This is a genomic window from Nocardia sp. GCM10030253 (assembly GCF_042675075.1).
In the GTDB taxonomy this organism is placed as follows: Bacteria; Actinomycetota; Actinomycetes; order Mycobacteriales; family Mycobacteriaceae; genus Nocardia.
In genome coordinates, this window is sequence record NZ_JBHTDL010000007.1 from 456,529 (window position 1) to 475,403 (window position 18,875).

Consider the following 18,875-nt stretch of genomic DNA (forward strand, 5'->3'; position numbering starts at 1 on the left):
ATGTATACCGATAGCGCACAACGGCGATGGGTGGAGTTCGCCGAGATCGACAACGTCCGCGACCTCGGCGGACTTCCGGTAACCGGGGGCGGCACAACACGTTTCGGTGTCGCCTTCCGCTCCAGCACGCCGCAGCATCTCACCGAGGACGACCTCGGTAGGTTGATCGGCCCGGTCGGCCTACGCACGCTGATCGACCTACGACTACCCGACGAGATCGAACGGGAGGGGTACGGTCGGCTCGCGGGCACCGAGGTGCGGGTGGTCAATCTCCCGGTGCGCAAGCAGACCCAGACCAACGCGACCCCCGCCGAGCTCGTGCCGGACGGGCGCGAATACGACCTCGTCGCGCTCTACCGCGAACTCCTCGCCGGCAGTATCGAATCCGTCGTCGCGGCCGCCCGATTGGTCGCCGACGCCGAACAGCATTCCGTCGTCTTCCATTGCGCCGCAGGCAAAGACCGCACCGGTCTACTCGCCGCCATCCTGCTCGACGCGGTGGGCGTTCCCGCCGAGGCCATCGCCGCCGACTATGCGCTCACCGGCGAACGCCTGGAACGCATTCGCGAACGTCTCGATGCCCTGCCGTCCTACCATGGCCTGCCTCCCGTCCGCACCGGCATCCTCGCCGTCGACCCGGACGTGATCATCCGATTCCTGGCGGATCTGCACGCCACCCACGGCAGCGCGGCGGGCTGGCTGCGCGCCAACGGTTTCACCGAAACCGAACTGGCACGGCTGCGGGCGGTGCTTGTCCAGGCATAGTGATCGCACTCCGGGTACCGGTGCGCAACCTCCAGTGCTCGCCCCCTGAGTCGTCGGCCTCGGCCTCTACGGCTCGCACTTCAGCGGTTCGAGTCTCAGCCAGGCGTGGCTGCGGCGCAAGCAGCAACATGAGCAGCCGCCGAAGGTTCGAACCGCAAATTTCCCGACCGGGCCGCGCCGGGACCATTCGACGGCATCATGATGCTTATGGCAACGCGCGAAGTGGTGAAGGCGGGCGTGTTTGCGAGGGTGTTCGACCCCAGCGTCGGCGAATCGGAGTCGTGGTACATCAACGACCACACCGTGGTTCGCGACGACGCCGGCCGCTGGCACCTGTTCGGCATCACCCACCCGGAACCCGCGGACCCCTTCGACGAGGTCGAGTTCGCCCACGCCACCGCGCCCGCGCTGCACGGTCCGTGGACCAAACACCAGCCCGCGCTGACCGTCGATCGACGGTATGGCGAAACGCATCTCTGGGCGCCGCATGTCACCGCGGCGCGTGGGGGGTACTTCATGTTCTACGCGGGAGGCGGCGCCGATCGCACCGCGGCCGCGATGAACCTGGCCACCTCGACCGACCTGTTCCACTGGACCCGCAACCCCGCCGGCCCGCTTTTTCGCGACGGCTACGACGCGCGCGATCCGATGGTGCTCCGGGTCGGCGAGAAGTGGATCATGTACTACTGCGCGACGAGCGCACCCGCGGGCGGCCATCACGTGGTCGCCTATCGCACCAGCGGCGACCTGCTGCACTGGAGTGCGCGGCACATCGCCTACACCGATCCCACCAGCGGCACCGAGGCGGGCAACACCGAATCACCGTTCGTCGTGCCGCACGGTGGCTCCTGGTACCTGTTCATCGGTCCGCGCCCGCATTACGTCGGCACCGACGTGTTCCGCAGCGACAATCCCTTCCGCTTCCACATCGGCAACAAGGTCGGCCACATCGCGGCCCACGCCGCCGAACTCGTATCCGATGACGGCCGCTGGTGGATCACCAGCGCGGGATGGGCCCAGGGCGGCGTGCACCTGGCGCCGGTCACCTTCCCGAGCCCTCGCGTGATCAGCGACGTTCCCAGGTAGCCATTCCCCGACCCCAGTCGATCTCTCTCCGAGATGCCCACCCGGCGAGCCTCCAGCATGGATAATCCGATCTGGGCGGGCCTGCGGATATGGAGGCGATCTGAATGGCGCGTATCGGAGTTATCAGCATTTCCGACGGTCGGCCCTATGTGCACGGGGGGATCGCCGAGTTCATCGAGTCGGCCGAGGACCGGCTCGTCTCCGGGCTGACCACGGCCGGGCACGAGGTCATCCGGGGTTCCGAACCGATCAGCACCAATACGCTGGCCGGGTCGGTGGCACGCGAGGTCGGCTCCGCCGGGGTGGACCTGACGGTGCTGCACTATGCGGTCTGGGCGTTTCCGCACTTCACCATGCTGGCGGCGGGCGCGACCTCCGGGCCGCTGCTGCTGTTGTCCAATATCGACCCGGTCCAGCCCGGCATGGTCGGCATGCTCGCCGCGGGCGGGGCCCTTGACCAGATCGGCCGCGCACACACCCGGCTGTGGGGCAACCCGACCGACCCGACGCTGATCGAGGAGATAGGAGTCCGGGCCACCGCGGCGGCAGCCGTGTCCAGCCTGCGCGGAGCCACCTTCGGGCGCTTCGGTGGGCGGCCGATGGGAATGAACACCGCGGTCGCGAATACCGATCAGTGGCAGCGACTGTTCGGCATCGACGTCGAGGAGATCGATCAGTGGGAGATCGTGCGGCGCGCGGAACTCGCCGATGCCGGTGAGGCGAAGGCGGCACGAGAATGGCTGGAGCGCAACACCGCGGGCGTGCACTACGACGGCGTGAAGCTGACGCCGGAACTGCTGGAGCGCCAGATCCGCTCGTATCTCGCCGTGCGCGAGCTGATCGACGAATGGCGGCTGGACTTTTCGGGGATCAAGGGGCAACCCGAGCTCACGCAGTACTTCGCGACGATGGACGTCACCGAGGCCTTCCTGAACGACCCCTACGACTGGAACGGCCCGAAGCAACCGCACGTCTGCGCCACCGAGGCCGACATGGACGGTGCGCTGACGATGCAATTGCTCAAGCAGATAGCCGCCACCCCAGTGCTTTTCGCCGACGTGCGGCACTACCACGCCGACCGCGATATTTGGGATCTGTGTAACTCCGGCCAGCACGCCACCTGGTTCGCCGCCCGCAGCGACGACCCGGCCGAAAACCTCGCCAAGGTGCACCTGTACCCGGAGGTGTTCTTCTTCCCCGCGGGCGGCGCCTCCGTGCACCACCTGGCCGCGCCGGGCCGGATGACTCTCGCCCGCCTGACCCGCAAGAACGGCGACTATCGAATGCAGCTGATGCTCGGTGAATTCGAGAACTACGACGCGGCCACCAATGAGGCCCTCATGAAGCAGTCCACCTGGGAATGGCCACACGCGTTCGCCCGCTTGGACGCGAAAGCCGAGGACTTCCTTTCCCGCTTCGGAGCCAACCACATTCATGCCATTCCGGGTGACCACCGTGCCACTGTCCGCGCCGCCTGCGCCCTGCTCGATATCACCCTCGACGAGTTCACCCGCTGAGGAGCCGTAATGCCATGGACCTCCCTGGTGAGAGGCGGTAGCGCGTGTATATAGGGATCGATATCGGGACCTCCAGCTCCAAAGGGGTGCTGGTGCAGCGTGATGGCACGGTGATAGCCAGAGCCGAACGGGCACATGGTGTTTCGACACCGCGCCCGGGTTGGGTCGAGCACGACGCGGAGGCCGTGTGGTGGGCCGACTTCGTCGCTATCACCCGCGAGCTGATGGACATCGCGCACCGTGTCTTCGGCAGCAACGGTCCGCTCGACGGACGCGCGCGCGTACACCTCCTTGATGCGCTCGCGGTCAGTGGGATCGGACCGTGCTTGCTACCGGCCGATGCCGACGGACGCCCGCTGCGACCGGCCATCCTGTATGGCGTCGACACCCGCGCCACCGCCGAAATCGCCGAGCTCAACGCCGAATTCGGGGCTCAGGCGGTGCTTGAGCGTGCGGGCTCACCACTGACGAGTCAAGCCGTCGGCCCGAAGCTGCGCTGGCTGGCCAGGCATGAGCCCGAGATCGCGGCTCGCACCGACATGCTGCTCATGGCCAGCTCCTTTCTCGTACATCGACTTACCGGCCGATACGTGCTCGATCACCAATCGGCCAGCCAATGCGTCCCGATGTACGACCTGAGCACACGCGGGTGGGCCGCCGATTGGGCCGAGATGGTCGCACCGGGCCTGACGCTGCCCGAACTCGCCTGGCCCACCGAGGTCGTCGGCCGGGTGACCGCGGCCGCCGCGGCCGCCACCGGGCTGCCCGCGGGTCTGCCCGTCACCACCGGCACCATCGACGCCTGGGCCGAGGCCGCCAGCGTCGGCGTCCGCGCACCCGGCGACGCCATGATCATGTACGGCACCACGATGTTCCTGGTGCAGGTACTCACCGACCCGCGCCCGCACCCCGGCTTGTGGGGCACCTGCGGCACCTGGCCGGGCACATACACCCTCGCTGCCGGAATGGCGACCTCGGGCGCGCTGACCGACTGGCTGCGCCGACTGCTCGGCGGTGATTTCGCCGACCTGGTCACCGAGGCCGCCGACGTGCCCGCGGGCAGTCGTGGCCTGCTCGTGCTGCCCTACTTCGCGGGTGAGCGCACGCCGCTGTTCGATCCGGACGCCAGGGGCGTCATCGCGGGCCTGACCCTCGGGCACGGCCGCGCCGAGCTGTACCGGGCGGCCCTGGAAGGCATCGCCTACGGCGTGCGGCACAACCTGGAGGCGATGGTCGAGGCGGGTGGGCAGGCGCGGCGGTTGATCGCGGTCGGCGGCGGCACCAAGGGCGGGCTCTGGACGCAGATCGTTTCGGACGTGACCGGGCTGCCGCAACAACTCCCGGCCGATACGGTGGGCGCCGCGCTTGGCGATGCGCTACTCGCGGCGGAGGCGTCGGGCGTCGACACGTCCGGTTGGAATCCCGTCACCGGCGTTGTCGAACCCGATCCGGACCGCCATGCGACCTACACGTCCTACTATCGGCGCTACCGAGAGATGTACGAAGCCACCACGAACATCGCGCACTTCCTCGCGGGCGAACAACACCGCGCCGTCGAGCTCTCGTAGAACCACCGCATGTGCGAGGACACCATGCCCACAATGACCCTGACCCAGCATAATTTCCAGACCACGATCGCCGACCATCCCATCGTGCTGGTCGACTGGTGGGCGGGCTGGTGCCGGCCGTGCCACCAATTCGCGCCCGTCTACGAGGCCTCCTCCGACCGGCATCCCGAAATCGTGCACGGCAAGGTCGACACCGAGGCCGAGCAGGCGCTGACCGCGTTGGCGAACGTCGACCGCTTCCCGACCCTGATGGCATTCCGGGAAGGGCTGCTGGTGTATTCGCAGGCCGGTTTCATGACCACCGACGTACTCGAGGACCTGGTGCAACAGATCCGATGGCTGGACATGGACCAGGTTCGATCCACCGCCTACGCGCCGAGTCCCGCCCCCGCGCGACTGGCAGGCCGCGCCACCGGGCCCGACCGATACGGCTGGCCAGGTCTGTGACCGCGCCGGGCTCCGAGCTCTGGCGGCTCGACGCCGCGCGCACCCGATCGGTCAGTGCGGAAAATCCGACCGGCGCACCCGGAGCGGGCGCTCGCGCGGTCGACGGCACCGGGGCCGACGCGGCTCGACTGCTCGGCCCCGGGTGGAAGATCTCGCCGTCGATCGAGCTGGCGGTCGGCGAAACCGCCACGCTCGCGGATGTTTCCGGCCCCGGCATCTTCCGGCACCTGTGGCTGACGACCGCGCGCACCGTCCTTCGCCAACTGACCCTGCGCATGTACTGGGACAACGCACCCGAGCCGGCTATCGACCTGCCGCTCGGCGACTTCTTCTGCAACGGCTGGGACGAGCTGGCGCTGGTGAGTTCGGAGATGGTGGTGGTCGCGCCCGCGGGCGGACTGAACAGCTTCTGGCCCATGCCGTTTCGAACCAGCGCTCGAATCACCCTGCACAACGGCAGCGATCGCTCGGTGCCGGTGTACTACCAGGCCACCTACACCGAGGAGGAGGTGCCGGACGCCGCGGGCTATCTGCATGCCCAATGGCGCCACGACAATCCGCTCGGCGACCCGGCGGTACACACCATCCTCGACACCGTGCCGGGCCCCGGCCGGTACGTCGGCACGTACCTGGCCATCCGGCCCGGCGCCCCCGGCTGGTGGGGCGAAGGCGAACTCAAGTTCTACATGGACGGTGACACCACCCATCCGACCCTGTGCGGCACCGGTACCGAGGACTACTTCGGTGGCGCATGGAATTTCGATCTCGACGGCGGCTATCGCACCTACTCCACGCCCTACCTCGGCCTGCACCAAGTCCTCCCCCCGGACGAGATCTACCAGCCACACCAGCGATTCGGCATGTACCGATGGCACGTCCGCGACCCGATCTGCTTCCATCGCGAGCTCCGTGTCACGCTGCAGGCACTCGGCTGGCATGACAACCAGACCTATCTCCCACTCGCGAACGCACACATCGCCAGCACGGCACTGTGGTACCGCAGTACCGCGTGACGGGTCAGTCCTCGGTGTCGAGCGGCAGATCGGGGATTTCCATCGCCAGTAGCTCGTCTGCTCGCGCCAGCGCCGCATCCATGCTGGATTGGATGTCGTCCATGACGGTGAAGCCGTCGAGCAGGCCCTCCAGTTCGCGGCGGGTGGTCTCCAGTTCCGCGATCGCCGGGTCGACGGGGAACCACGCGACGCCATCGCGCCACCAGGGGTTGCTGTCGATCCAAGCCCACATGACGTCGCGAACCAGGCCGGCGTCGGGGGTGTACATCTGGAAAAGCCCATCCGGCGAGCCCGCACGATGTTCGAGTTCGTAGACGCCGTCGGGCAGCCGACGCGTCTGGATGTAGTCGTCGTCGCGGCTGATGGCGATGAACGGGCATTCCGGATCGGGCGGGGCGCTGAGCAGGTCGTCGAGCAGCGGGTCCGTCAGCTGCGGCACCGTGATCCCGTCGCCGGTGCGGACGTGCACGTCGGCGTGCGGGTCCGGGTCGTCGCTCACCCGCGACAGTCTGCCTCATGCCTGAGAGCCCCTGAAATCCCGAGCCCGACCGGGCCGTGTAATCGGATGCCCCGAAATCCACCGAGCGACGGCGGATCGGGGGCAGAGTATTGCTGATGGCCAGGGTCGCGGGGGTGGACAGCTCCACCCAATCATGCAAAGTCGTTGTCTGCGACGCGGACACCGGCGAGGTGCTGGCGCAGGCGCACGCCCCGCACCCACCAGGCACCGAAGTGTCCGCCGAATCCTGGTGGCAGGCCTTGTGCGCGGCCGGAGCCGGTCTCATCGATGACGTCGACGCCATTGCCGTGGCGGGACAGCAGCACGGTCTCGTCGCGCTGGATTCCGGCGGGCTGCCGGTGCGGGACGCGCTGCTGTGGAACGACATCCGCTCCGCGGCCGCCGCCGAGGACCTGATTGCCGAACTCGGCGGCCCGCAGGCCTGGGCCGACGCCGTCGGCAGCGTGCCGGTCGCCGCGTTCACTGTGGCGAAGCTGCGCTGGATGGCCGATCACGAGCCCGATCTCGCCGACCGGGCGCACCGGATCATGCTCCCGCACGATTATCTGACCTGGCGGCTACGCGGCGGCCCGACCGCGCGGGGGAACGAGCCGACCACCGATCGAGGGGATGCCTCGGGCACCGGCTACTGGTCACCTGCCACGCAACGTTATCGCGAAGACCTGCTCGCCCTCGCCTTCCGAGGCCGGACACCGGAGCTCCCTCGCGTCGCCGAACCGTCCGAAGCCATCGGGCGAACACCCGCTGGTGCGCTGATCGCGGCGGGTACCGGCGACAATGCCGGCGCCGCACTGGGATTGGGTATCGAGGACGGCGATATCGTTCTCTCCCTCGGCACCAGCGGCACCGTCTACACCCGGGCATCCCGCCCCAGCGCCGATTCCACCGGCGCGGTGGCCGGATTCGCCGACGCGACCGGAGCATTCCTGCCACTGGTGTGCACCCTGAACGCCGCTCGCGTCCTCGGTTCCACCGCCGACCTGCTCGGCGTCGACCTCGCCGAACTGGAAGAGCTCGCGCGACAAGCACCGCCGGGAGCCGACGGGGTCGTCCTGCTCCCCTATCTGTCCGGCGAACGCACGCCGAACCTTCCCCACGCCACCGGCAGCCTGCACGGGCTGCGACCGGATTCCATGCGACCGAGCACCATCGCCCGCGCGGCCTTCGAAGGAATGCTCTGCAATATGGCCGAGGCCCTCGACCACCTCCGCACCTGCGGTATCCCCATCCGGCGCATCCTGCTCATCGGCGGCGCCGCTCGCTCCACCCTCGTCGCCGAAATCGCCGCCCAGATCTTCGGCGTCGCCGTCACGGTTCCCGAACCGAACGAGTACGTCGCCCTCGGCGCTGCCCGTCAGGCGGCTTGGGCGCTCACCGGCGCGACACAGGTCCCGCATTGGCCCGCGCGCACGATTGCCGAGATTCCCGCACCCGGTGACGGCGGCGCGGCCGGAGATCGTATCCGGGCGGAATATCAACGAGCCCGAGAAGCCATTTACGGACGCCGAGCAGAGGCCACGAAGCAATCGTTCCGAAACGCCCGATAGTCCGGTAACAGGTGCCCAGTTGCGCATAATGGCAGACCCGACAGTTGCAAGAAATGTGGGTTGTGCGCTACATCAAGGGCGGTCACGGCGCCGCCCTGGTGACAACACGCCTTTCCGGTGTCGGGTCATGCGACCCGACACCGGCACCTCCTATCGTTCAGCGGTGCGACCACCGCCGCTGGTCACAACAGCTTGGCCCGCAGCGCGGCGAGGGTCGCGTCGTCGATACCGAGCCCGTCGCTGACGAAGCTCTCGAACGAGCCGTAGGACTGCCCTACCTCATCGAACGCCGCCTCCAGGTAGTCGCGCTGTACGCCGACGATGGGCTCCCACAGCGACCGATCGGTGACCAGTCCCTGTGCGACCAGCGCATCGAGCAGCGCCTTGTTGCCCGCGGCCAGATTGTCGTTGGACTCCAGGAAGTCCTTGTAGATCTGCCCCTTCGGGACCTCGAGGGCGTTCATCAGGATCGCGGTCATCCAGCCGGTGCGATCCTTGCCCGCGGTGCAGTGGTACAGCACCCCACCCGGTGCGGTGGCGATGTCCTTGAAGGCCGCGGCGAACTGCGCGCGTGCGGTCGGGTCGGTGACGAACCAGCGGTAGTAGGTCCGCATGATTTCGGCGCCCTTGCCGTCACCGAGCGCTTCCTGCTGCGCGGCCGGTCCGGCCTGGATCAGCCGCGACACCATGATGAAGAAATCATTGGCCGGATCGTAGACCGGCTGCTCGGTGCGGCGAATCGAGGCAGGCAGCCGGTCGGGATCGCGGCCCGTCTCGGTGGGACTGCGGAAGTCGATCACCTGGCCGATGTTCAGCGACAGCAACTTCTGCTGCTCGGAGGCGTCGAGTTTGGCGAGTGCGTCGGTGCGGAAGACGACACCGGAGCGCAGCTTGCCGCCGCCCTTGGCCGGGTAGCCACCGATGTCCCTGGCATTGGGCGCGTGCGGTAGGCCCAATGAGCGGTCGTTGTTGCCGGGCGACTGCAGCATCGGGGCCGCTGCGGCCGGAGCCGATAGCACGGGGACCGCGGTGGCCGGGAAAATGCCGACCAGCGTGGCGGCCGTTGCCACCAGGGCACCGCGTAAGGCACGCGAAAGTGTCACGAGGGGTGTTCCTTTCCACAATGAGCCGGCGAGAATGGTTCCGGCTCAAGCTTTAATGCGCGGCGGCCGCCAACAGCGTGACGGTGCCCGCGGCGCCGTCGACACGAACGAGCTGGCCGTCGGACAGGCTGGTGGTGGCGGTCTTGGTGTCCACCACGCACGGGATGCCGAATTCACGGGCCACGATCGCGGCATGCGAGGCCGAGCCGCCGATATCGGTGATCACCGCGGCGGCGTAGGCGAACATCGCGGTGTGTCCGGTGTCGGTCACCGACGCGACAAGAATGTCGCCGGGCTCGATATCGTCGTCCAGCGACAGCACCAGTTTCACCCGGCCCTCCACTACGCCCGCGCACACACCGATACCGGTCAGGCTCTCGTCGGTGCCGAGCGCGCCGGCGTCGGCGGCCGGTTCCCAGTGTCCGGCAATGACATCCGGCATGCGCAGGCCCTGCAATCTGGTCCGTTCGGCGCGCCTGCGGGCGACCTTGTCGGCGACATCGACCGGGAGGCAGAAGATTTCGTCCAGCGTCAGATAGCAGGCGTCGTCGGTCTCGCGCAGTCGCCCTGCGCGCACCAGTCGGTCCGCGCGTTCGCGCACCGTGAGTCGCAAGCAGTGGGTGATCCGAACGACGCCATCGCGGGCGCGTTCCCGCGCGACGGTCGCTCCCGCCGCCATCTTCGCGGTGCGGCTCGGCGCGGAATCGACGGGTGCACGTTTGGGCGCGGCCAGCTGCGCCGCCCGTGCGGCCGCACTCACCAGCAGGGCGGGCCGGTCACCGAAGGTCGGGTTGATCAGTTCACATTCGCCGGGGCCGCGGTGACCGATCTTCGCGAGTTCCTCATCGAGTGCGGCCGCGAAGGCAGGCGACTTCGCCCGTGCCGCAGCGACATCCCCGGCTCGCGCTGCCTCATACAGATCGGCATCGACTCGGCACAGCTGCGCCAGCCGTTCGACCGCGAGCATGGGTTTCGCCGACTCCAGTCTGTTCAGATCGATGGGCACCTCGCCCGCGTCCTTGCCCCGGGCGTGCACGGCGGTGGCGGCGCCGGTCATCATCACCCCGATCGAGGCGGCCTGCCAGGCTTGATACAGCCGGTCACGCCACAGCAGGGCGCGCACGTGCAGCTGTTCGTCGGTCAGTTCGCGAATCTCCGCAGCGCTCAATGCCTCCGCGTGCGACGCCGCGTTGATCAGTTCCGCCGACTTGCCGAACCGGGTCGCGGTCGTCAACACTCGGGACGTCGCCCGCAACGTCGCCACGGTGCTCGCGAAGCCGGTGGGCATCGGCGGCTTGCCGTGTGGTTGCAGAGCGATCTCGGCGGGAATGTTGCCGTAGGCGTCACGGCGGATGCTCTCCTCATCCCAGCCGGGCATGTTCTCGGCGGCGAGCACGCCGATCGAGGCATTGATGTAGACGTGATGGCCGAGCACGGTGGTGACGCGACTCGTCCAGTGCTCCAACGCGATTCCATCGAGCGCGATCATGGTGCCCATGGCCTCGTTCGCGAGGCGGATCGCGCCCGCGTGCAGGTCGATGGTCAGCGGCGTCATCGGGCCGGGCAGCGCTTCGGAGGTGTTGGTCGCGGTATGCACCGGGTAACGCTCGTCGACCCGATCGTCGAACTCGCCCTCCAAACCGTCCGGCGCGACATTCGCCAGCCGATGGTTGTCGGACGTGGCGGCACGTGAGGGAATGACGTGTGCGGGCAAGGGGATCGCGCCGCGCCGCGCGCGGAATCCGCCGCCGTCCGGCTTGCGGCCGATCATGCCGCGCACCAGGTCGGCGACGACCTCGCGGGCCGTCCAGCCACAGTGGAAGCCCCATTGTTCCTGTACCACCGTCGGATCGAGCAGCTGGCGACGGACCGACCAGCCCGGCACCCATGCGGAGTAACGCAGGCCTGCCTCGCGCATCATGTGGCGCACCTCGTCCTTGGTGACCACACCCGAGGCGGCGAGCTCGACGATGTCCAGACCGTCGACCGGGTTTCGGGTCGGCAGGGTGGTGGCGGCGACCACCAGGAAACGGTCCAGGTCATCGTTGTGCAGCAACTGGAATCCATCGTCGGAGCGCGATCCCAGAATCGGCTCCAGCGCTCGGCGGGTCTCGTGGCCGATCCGGCGACCGGCAACCGGCGCGGTGCGAACCAGCAGGCCGTCGGCGCCCGACGTACGCAAGCTCGTCGCTACGTCGCGCTCCGCCGGCCCCGCCGAACGCGCACCCGCTATCACCGGAACCACCACGCGCGCACCGGCATTGCGTGCGGCGGCAGCGATCTCGGCGATGCCGCGGCCGGACAGGTGCACGACACTCGCACAGCCGTCGGCGGCGCGGGCGCAGACACCGGCATCGGCGGGATCGCCCGCGGTGAACCGCACTCGAGGATCGACGTGGCGGTGCCACCGGCGGTCCAGGCCGACCACTTCGTGCCCGGCGGCCAACAGCATGCGCGCCACCGCGCGACCGCTCGGCTCGGTGATTCCGGTGACCAGGACCCGCATCGATATCCTCTCCTCGTCGGCGTCGGGGAACACAACGTGACGCCGTTCACACACCATCACCAGTGCGGCGCCGGACGACCGGATTCAGTCCCACTGACCGGGAGGATCGAGTCGGCTACCGAGATGCTCGATTCCCCTCGCCCGGCCCCGGCCGGAAATGTCGCGCCCATGACGGTCCGGAATTCGGTGGCGCCGCGCGCTGCCGCCGAGGTGAGCCACTACGACATCGAGACCGACGTGCTGGTGGTCGGCTACGGCTGCGCCGGTGCGGCAGCCGCCTTCGAGGCGGCTCGTGCGGGCGCCGAAGTCCTTGTGCTCGACCGGGCGGGCGGGTCAGGTGGGGCGTCGGCCATGTCCGGCGGCGAGATCTACCTCGGCGGCGGCACCCCGATCCAGCGGGCCTGCGGATTCGACGACAGTCCCGAACAGATGGCGGCATTCCTGCTGGCCGCGCTCGGCCCCGGCGCGGATGAGCAGAAGATCGCGCACTACAGCGAGCAGAGTGTGGCGCACTTCCACTGGCTGGTCGAGCGCGGAGTCCCCTTCAAGCCGAGCCTGTGGGATTCGCCGGCCTGGGTGCCACCCACCGACGACGGGCTGATGTGGCTCGGTGAGAACAGTTGGCCGTTCACCGAGATCGCCACCCCCGCGCCGCGCGGACATCGCCCCACCGCCAACGACTTCGGTGGCCGTCTGCTGATGGACATCTTGGTTTCGACGGCCGAATCCGCGGGCGCGACAGCGCAATACGACACGTACGCGACCAACCTGATTCTCGCCGAGGACAGACGTGTCGTCGGTGTGGTTGCCCGCCGCTACGGCAAGGAACTCACCATCCGCGCTCGACGTGGATGTGTGCTGACCACCGGCGGTTTCGTCGACAACGACGACATGCTTGCCGCACACGCGCCCCGCTTGCTCGGGCACACCAAGGTCAGTGCGGGCACCGACGACGGCAGCGGGATCCGGCTGGCACAGGCCGCGGGCGCGGCCGTGCGGCACATGGCGACCGGACAGGTCGGCATCTCACTCGTGCCCGCATTCGCCGCTCGCGGCATGATCGTCGACGAGCGCGGCAGGCGATTCATCAACGAAGACACCTATCCCGGCCGTATCGGCCAGGCGGCACTGTTTCGACACGACATGAATGTGTGGGTGGTGCTCGACGAGCAGGGCTACGAAGAGGTACCCGAGCGGCAACGGTGGGGTGTGCGGCCGACCCACGTCGCGGAATCGGCGGCCGAGCTGGACGAACTACTCGGCACGGCACCGGGCGCGCTGGCCGCACAGCTCCAGCGATATAACGAATTCGCCTCGCGCGGTGAGGATCCCGACTTTCACAAGTCCGAGCGCTGGTTGCGCCCGCTCACCCCACCGCTGGCCGCGATCGATGTCAAAGCCGGAGTCCGCCCGCCCTCGGAATCCGGTGACCGCCGCGGCACCGGAGCCTCCGTCTTCACCCTCGGCGGGCTGCACACCACCATCGACGGCCACGTGCTCGACCTCGACGCCACCCCCATCCCCGGCCTGTTCGCCGCAGGCCGCGCAAGCTCCGGCCTGCACGGCGAGGGCTACATCAGCGGCACCTCGCTCGGCGACGGCACCTTCTTCGGCCGCAAGGCCGGAACCGCCGCCGCCCGAAACGCCTGACCGTTCAGTCCATCCGGTCCGTCTCCCCTGCCGATGTCGGCAGGACCGCCGCGGGTGCGTGGTTCCGATCACCGGGACTGTCGCCCGTGGAGCGGCCCGGACGCACATAGCGTCACAGCATGGCGCCATCCGCGCCGCAGCCCAGAACCACAGGAGGACACCCGTCATGACCAACAAGGTGCTCGATCGGGTCCGGGATCTGCTCCCGGCGATCCGGGAACGAGCCGCGGACACCGACGCGCAGCGGCGCGTTCCCGTGGCGAGCATCAGGGAGCTGACCGAGGCCGGGGTGTTCCGGATGCTGCAGCCGTCCCGATTCGGCGGCGACGAGGACTCGCCCGTCGCGTTCTACGAGGTCATTCGCGCGATCGCCTCCGCATGCCCGTCCACCGGGTGGGTCTCGTCAGTGCTCGGCGTGCATCCGTGGCAGCTCGCGCTGTTCCCGTTGCAGGCACAGGAAGAGGTGTGGGGCGCCGATTCCGACACCCTGATCTCGTCGTCGTACGCGCCGACCGGACGGCTCACCCCCGTCGAGGGTGGTTTCGAGGTCAGCGGCCGATGGAGCTTCTCCTCCGGATGCGACCACGCCCGATGGGCCTTCCTCGGTGCGCTTGCGCCGGATGAAAACGGCAATCCCCGTGACTATTTGACGATTCTGGTGCCGCGCGCGGACTACCAGATCGACGATGTCTGGCATGTGGTCGGACTGTCCGGCACCGGCAGCAACGACATCGTGATCGAGAAGGCATTCGTGCCGCACCACCGCGCCTACAGCGCCACCGAGCAGTCTCAGCTGCGCGGACCCGGCCAAGCCGCCAACCCCGCCGCGCTGTACAAGATTCCGTTCGCGGGCGTGTTCTCCAATACGATCACCGCGCCGATCATCGGCGCCGCGCAGGGCGCCTATCAGGCGCATATCGACATGATGCGTGAGCGAGTGCGGCTGTCCTACGGCGGGCAGAAGGTCGCCGAGGACGGTTTCGCGCAGGTGCGTGTCGCGCGTGCGGGCTCCGAGATCGATGCCGCGATCCTGCAGATGGAACGCAATATCTCCGAGCAGTTGCGCTATGCCGAAGCGGGCGAGGAGATTCCGGACGAGGTGCGCCTGCGCACCCGCCGCGACCAGGTGCGCGGCACCGAACGCGCGATCGCGGCCATCGAGCTGCTGTTCGACAATTCCGGCGGGCATTCGATTCGCAAACCCAATACGATCGAACGGCATTGGCGCGACGCGCATGCGGGCAGCGTGCATGTGATCAACGATGTGGAGCGCGCACTGGCGATGTTCGGCCGCGGCGAGTTCGGGCTGCCGGTGGAAGATCGGATGGTGTGATGCTCACAGCCGAGGCGACCAGTCACCACGTCACCGTCGACGGGCTGAAACTCCGCTACCACGAGGCCGGTTCAGGTCCTCCGCTGTTGCTGTTGCACGGATCCGGGCCAGGCGTGTCCGGTTGGGCGAACTTCGGCGGCAACCTGCCCGTACTCGCCGAGCATTTCCGCTGCCTGATCCTGGATCAGCCCGGTTTCGGCGACAGCGAGCGACCGGAGGTATACGAGCGCAACTATCTGCGCATCTCCGCTGACGCGGTGATCGGGCTACTGGATCAGCTGGAGCTGCCGCGGGTGCATCTGCTCGGCAACTCCATGGGCGGCGCGGTCGCCACTCTGGTCGCGCTCGAGCATCCCGATCGCGTCGAACGCCTCGTCCTGATGGCCCCCGGTGGCGTCGGAGTCAATGTGCTTGGGCCCGAACCGTCCGAAGGGATTCGGCGACTGCTCGACTTCACCGCGGATCCCACCCGCGAGCGGGTGGTGAGCTGGCTGCGCACCATGGTGTTCGACGAGGCGGTGCTCTCCGACGAGTTGGTCGACAACCGGCTCGCCGCGGCCTCGGAGCCTGCCGCGATCGCGGCCATCAGGGACGCGTACGTCACCTTCGCCAATCCCGCGCTGGCCGAACCGCTGCCCCTGTGGGCGCGGCTGCGGAGCCTGCGTCACGAGGTGCTGATGCTGTGGGGTCGCGACGACCGGGTCACCCCGGTCGAGGGTGCGCTGCTGCCCTCACGGCAACTCCCCAACGCGGACCTGCGCCTGTTCGGCCGGTGTGGACATTGGGTGCAGATCGAGCGTAAGGATGCCTTCGAGCGCGCGGTGATCGACTTCCTCACGGCGGGACTGTAACGCCGTCACCAGCGAAAACACCGACCATACCGATGCCGCCGTGCTGATGCGAACACCATCGACCCGGCGGCATCGGACGTTTTATTCGACAGCTGCGGCCAACGTTTCGGGTTACAGTCGGCCGGTGACGTGGACCGCTCCTGACATCGACCGCAGCAAGACACCGCTCATCGCCGACGAGCGTCCGATGCTGCAAGCGTGGCTCGATTTCCACCGTCAGACGCTGCTGCTCAAGTGCGCCGGACTCAATCCTGAACAGCTCAAACAGCGCTGCGTCGCGCCGTCCACGCTGTCGCTGCTCGGCCTGGTTCGGCATATGAGCGAGGTCGAACGCGGGTGGTTCCGCCTCGTCGCAGGTGGCGAGGCGGTGGACTACCTCTACTGCAGCACCGACAACCCCGACGGCGACTTCGACGACATCGCCGATGCCGATGCCGCCACCGACTTCGCCACCTACCAGCAGGAAATCGAACTGGCCGACGCCACCGTCGCCGACCTGCCACTCGACCGCACATTCACCCACCCACGGCGGCCGATCGAGTACAGCCTGCGCTGGGTCTACGTGCACATGATCGAGGAATACGCCCGCCACAACGGCCACGCCGATTTCCTACGCGAGCGCATCGACGGCGTCACCGGCGACTGACCGCGCCTGCACCCCGACTGCTCCGACTCACGTCGGATTCTTGCTGACCCAGCCCGCGATCTGCGTTCGGGAAGTGAATCCGAGCTTGGTGAGAATGTGGTCGACGTGGCTTTCGGCGGTGCGGATCGAGATGACCAGCTCGCTCGCGATGCCCTTGTTGCTATAGCCCGCGGCGATCAGCCGGGCCACATCCCGCTCGCGGCGGGTGAGGACGTCGGCGGGTACGGGTTTCACCGGTGCGGCGCTCGTTTTGGACTCCGTGCCCAGCGCGTAGTCGATCGCCTCGTCCAGCCCGAGTGCGGCGCCCGCGTCGAAGGCCGTGCGGAAGTCCTTGTCTCCCATCGCGGCACGCACCTGCAGCCGGACCTTGTCACCGACCGCCTCGGTCATCGCGTGCGCGAGGCGCTGGGTGCTGCCGAGCCGCACGGTCGACGCGGCGCCCATCAGCCGGGCCGCGCGGAGCTGATCGCCGTCGGCGGCGGCCACCCAGGCCAAGCCATCGAATCCCGATGCGGTCCATACGCATCGGTCGAAGAGCCGGAACAGCTCGACCGCCCGACGTAGGTCGCCGATCGCCCTGTCCTGGTTGCCTTTACGCCATTGATTCGTCCCGACCGCCCAGTAGCCGAGGCCGCCCAACAGGTGCGAGCCGTGCTCGGCGGTTTTGGCGAGAAAGCGCTCCGCGATAGCCCCCGCACGCGCATCCTCGAGCACCAGCGCGCAGACATAGGCGAACGCGAGGCTTTCCATTTCCGCACCGTGGTGCGCGCAGGCGCGAGCCTGGTCCGCGGCCGATTCGGCGATGCCGAGCGCCCGGCGCGGATCGGCATCGGTGAACGCCAACAGCGCCGATAGCAGGGTGGCTTCCACCAGCACCTCGACCGCGTCCAATTCGGTGGCGATCTCCACACATTCGTCGACGAACCGGGTCGCCTCCGCGGTGTCCGACAGCATGGCCGCGATGACCGATGCCGCCGCCAATGCCCTGGCCCGGTCGGTGGTGTGCCGCGGGTCCTTTTCCAATGCGTCGCGCAGCCAGCGATAGCCCTCGAGCAGGAACCGGTAGTGCTCCCAGAACGGTCGCAGCTCGGTGGCGATCTCCAGCCCGCGATGCGCGCCGTCCGGATCGGCCAGCGAGAATTGCAGCGCCGCACGCATATTGGCGTGTTCGCGAGTCACGTCGCGGAACCAGGTGACGTCCTGGCTGCCCCAGTAATCGGTGCGCCCGCGGCGCGCGACCCGATAGTAGTAGTCGCAGTGCCTGATCCGGACCGTGCGCTCGTCGCCGTGCGCCGTGAGCCGGGCCAGCGCGAACTGTCGCAGCGGCTCGAGCATGGTGTATCGGCCGGTGCCGTCGCTGTCGTGCCGGTGGCCGAGCACCGACTTCTCCACCAACCCGGTGAGCGCGTCCAGCAGCGCGTCCGGCGGATCGATCACGCACACCGACTCGGCGGCTTCCAGATCGAAGCCACCCGCGAACACCGCCAGCTGCTCCCACAGGCGCTGCTCATCGGGCGTGCACAGGTCATAGCTCCACCGAATCGCGGCTTCCAAGGTCTGCTGCCGTTCCGGCGCGGTACGCAGCCCGGTGGTGAGCAATCGCATCGCGTCATCGAGCCGCGCGAACACCTGGTCCGGCGTGAACATCCGCAAACGCAGCGCTGCCAGCTCCAAGGCGAGCGGAATCCCCTCGAGCCGACGACAGATCGCCGCGAGCGCGCCACGATTGGCGTCGGTCACCCGGAAGTCCGGATTCGCCGCGGCGGCCCTTTCGATGAGCAACCGCAACGCCTCGCTGTCGACGGATTCGGCGTCCACGGCCGCGTCGGAGTCTTCGTCAAGTTCCGGCACCGGCAGCGGCGCCACCGGCATGACCTGCTCGCCGGAGACGCCGAGCGGCTCTCTGCTCGTCGCGAGAATCCGCACCTCCGTCGTGGCCGGTATCAGCCGATCGACCAGGTCCGCGCACGCGGCGATGAGGTGCTCGCAGTTGTCGAGAATCAACAGCAGGCTCTTATCGGCCAGGAATTCCGTCAACCCGGCCAGCGGCACACTCGTGTCATCGCGCAGCCCGAGCGCCTGCGCAACGCTCAACGCCACCAGTTCCCCGTCATTGACGTGCGCCACCTCGACCAGCCACACCCCATCCGGGAACGCGCGGCGCACCGTCTCCCCGACCCGCCGGCTCAGCCGCGTCTTCCCCACCCCACCCGGCCCCGTCAGCGTGAGCAACCGCGTGCTGGCCAGCAGCTTCCTGGCCGCGGCAACCTCGGCGCCACGCCCGACGAAGCTCGTCACCTCAGCCGGAAGGTTCCCTGAAACG

The 18,875-nt window shown here is 68.3% G+C and carries 15 protein-coding genes; 11 read left to right on the top strand and 4 right to left on the bottom strand.

The window, feature by feature from the left end; genetic code table 11:
- From ACFQZZ_RS18105 to ACFQZZ_RS18130, 6 genes are all read left to right on the top strand, one after another.
- Nucleotides 1-765 (top strand): tyrosine-protein phosphatase, encoded by a 765-nt coding sequence (locus ACFQZZ_RS18105; protein WP_378681596.1) that lies wholly within the window; start codon nt 1-3, stop codon nt 763-765.
- 207 nt (nt 766-972) lie between these two features.
- Nucleotides 973-1,851, top strand: a complete 879-nt coding sequence (locus ACFQZZ_RS18110) for a glycosyl hydrolase family 32 (RefSeq protein WP_378681599.1) — start codon at nt 973-975, stop codon at nt 1,849-1,851.
- A 104-nt stretch (nt 1,852-1,955) separates the two neighbouring features.
- The gene (locus tag ACFQZZ_RS18115; RefSeq protein WP_378681601.1) at nt 1,956-3,368 is read left to right on the top strand and encodes an L-fucose/L-arabinose isomerase family protein; all 1,413 of its coding nucleotides are present in this window, start codon (nt 1,956-1,958) and stop codon (nt 3,366-3,368) included.
- Nucleotides 3,369-3,412: 44 nt separating this feature from the next.
- Nucleotides 3,413-4,936 (top strand): FGGY-family carbohydrate kinase, encoded by a 1,524-nt coding sequence (locus ACFQZZ_RS18120; protein WP_378681604.1) that lies wholly within the window; start codon nt 3,413-3,415, stop codon nt 4,934-4,936.
- 24 nt (nt 4,937-4,960) lie between these two features.
- Nucleotides 4,961-5,383, top strand: a complete 423-nt coding sequence (locus ACFQZZ_RS18125) for a thioredoxin family protein (protein WP_378681607.1) — start codon at nt 4,961-4,963, stop codon at nt 5,381-5,383.
- On the top strand, nt 5,380-6,396 hold the full coding sequence (locus ACFQZZ_RS18130; protein WP_378681610.1) for a glycoside hydrolase family 172 protein: 1,017 nt from the start codon (nt 5,380-5,382) through the stop codon (nt 6,394-6,396). Before ACFQZZ_RS18125 ends, ACFQZZ_RS18130 begins: the two co-directional genes overlap by 4 nt.
- A gap of 4 nt (nt 6,397-6,400) precedes the next feature.
- On the opposite strand, the gene ACFQZZ_RS18135 is transcribed toward ACFQZZ_RS18130, so the two are convergent.
- Complete coding sequence (locus ACFQZZ_RS18135; RefSeq protein ID WP_378681613.1) at nt 6,401-6,895, bottom strand: hypothetical protein; 495 nt, start codon at nt 6,893-6,895, stop codon at nt 6,401-6,403.
- Nucleotides 6,896-7,011: 116 nt separating this feature from the next.
- Here ACFQZZ_RS18135 and xylB point away from each other — a divergent pair, with 116 nt between their 5' ends.
- Nucleotides 7,012-8,463 (top strand): xylulokinase, encoded by a 1,452-nt coding sequence (gene xylB, locus ACFQZZ_RS18140; protein ID WP_378681616.1) that lies wholly within the window; start codon nt 7,012-7,014, stop codon nt 8,461-8,463.
- A gap of 182 nt (nt 8,464-8,645) precedes the next feature.
- Here the strand turns inward: xylB and ACFQZZ_RS18145 are convergent, their stop codons facing one another.
- Entirely contained in the window at nt 8,646-9,566 is a 921-nt protein-coding gene (locus ACFQZZ_RS18145; protein WP_378681619.1) for a tyrosine-protein phosphatase, read from the bottom strand.
- Nucleotides 9,567-9,618: 52 nt separating this feature from the next.
- Nucleotides 9,619-12,072 carry a PEP-utilizing enzyme gene (locus ACFQZZ_RS18150; RefSeq protein WP_378681622.1) on the bottom strand — a complete coding sequence of 818 codons (2,454 nt, stop codon included), beginning with the start codon at nt 12,070-12,072 and terminating at the stop codon, nt 9,619-9,621.
- 168 nt (nt 12,073-12,240) lie between these two features.
- Here ACFQZZ_RS18150 and ACFQZZ_RS18155 point away from each other — a divergent pair, with 168 nt between their 5' ends.
- The 4 genes from ACFQZZ_RS18155 (at nt 12,241) to ACFQZZ_RS18170 (ending at nt 16,552) form a co-directional block, all read left to right on the top strand.
- On the top strand, nt 12,241-13,722 hold the full coding sequence (locus tag ACFQZZ_RS18155) for an FAD-dependent oxidoreductase (protein ID WP_378681625.1): 1,482 nt from the start codon (nt 12,241-12,243) through the stop codon (nt 13,720-13,722).
- A gap of 166 nt (nt 13,723-13,888) precedes the next feature.
- Complete coding sequence (gene hsaA / locus ACFQZZ_RS18160) at nt 13,889-15,055, top strand: 3-hydroxy-9,10-secoandrosta-1,3,5(10)-triene-9,17-dione monooxygenase oxygenase subunit (protein WP_378681628.1); 1,167 nt, start codon at nt 13,889-13,891, stop codon at nt 15,053-15,055.
- On the top strand, nt 15,055-15,906 hold the full coding sequence (locus tag ACFQZZ_RS18165; RefSeq protein WP_378681631.1) for an alpha/beta fold hydrolase: 852 nt from the start codon (nt 15,055-15,057) through the stop codon (nt 15,904-15,906). The genes hsaA and ACFQZZ_RS18165 overlap by 1 nt, the downstream gene beginning before the upstream one ends.
- Before the next feature lie 124 nt (nt 15,907-16,030).
- Nucleotides 16,031-16,552: a DinB family protein gene (locus ACFQZZ_RS18170; protein WP_378681634.1), complete on the top strand. Its 522-nt coding sequence runs from the start codon at nt 16,031-16,033 to the stop codon at nt 16,550-16,552.
- 27 nt (nt 16,553-16,579) lie between these two features.
- Here ACFQZZ_RS18170 and ACFQZZ_RS18175 read toward each other — a convergent pair whose 3' ends face one another.
- The gene (locus ACFQZZ_RS18175) at nt 16,580-18,850 is read right to left on the bottom strand and encodes a LuxR C-terminal-related transcriptional regulator (protein ID WP_378681637.1); all 2,271 of its coding nucleotides are present in this window, start codon (nt 18,848-18,850) and stop codon (nt 16,580-16,582) included.
- Between the last annotated feature and the right edge of the window lie 25 nt (nt 18,851-18,875).

Bases quoted from the DNA above. Each gene is read 5' to 3' on its own strand.
- ACFQZZ_RS18165 (WP_378681631.1), top strand. From the start codon at position 15,055: ATGCTCACAGCCGAGGCGACCAGTCACCACGTCACCGTCGACGGGCTG.
- xylB (WP_378681616.1), top strand. From the start codon at position 7,012: ATGGCCAGGGTCGCGGGGGTGGACAGCTCCACCCAATCATGCAAAGTC.
- ACFQZZ_RS18115 (WP_378681601.1), top strand. From the start codon at position 1,956: ATGGCGCGTATCGGAGTTATCAGCATTTCCGACGGTCGGCCCTATGTG.
- ACFQZZ_RS18150 (WP_378681622.1), bottom strand. From the start codon at position 12,072: ATGCGGGTCCTGGTCACCGGAATCACCGAGCCGAGCGGTCGCGCGGTG.
- ACFQZZ_RS18110 (WP_378681599.1), top strand. From the start codon at position 973: ATGGCAACGCGCGAAGTGGTGAAGGCGGGCGTGTTTGCGAGGGTGTTC.
- ACFQZZ_RS18155 (WP_378681625.1), top strand. From the start codon at position 12,241: ATGACGGTCCGGAATTCGGTGGCGCCGCGCGCTGCCGCCGAGGTGAGC.
- hsaA (WP_378681628.1), top strand. From the start codon at position 13,889: ATGACCAACAAGGTGCTCGATCGGGTCCGGGATCTGCTCCCGGCGATC.
- ACFQZZ_RS18105 (WP_378681596.1), top strand. From the start codon at position 1: ATGTATACCGATAGCGCACAACGGCGATGGGTGGAGTTCGCCGAGATC.
- ACFQZZ_RS18125 (WP_378681607.1), top strand. From the start codon at position 4,961: ATGCCCACAATGACCCTGACCCAGCATAATTTCCAGACCACGATCGCC.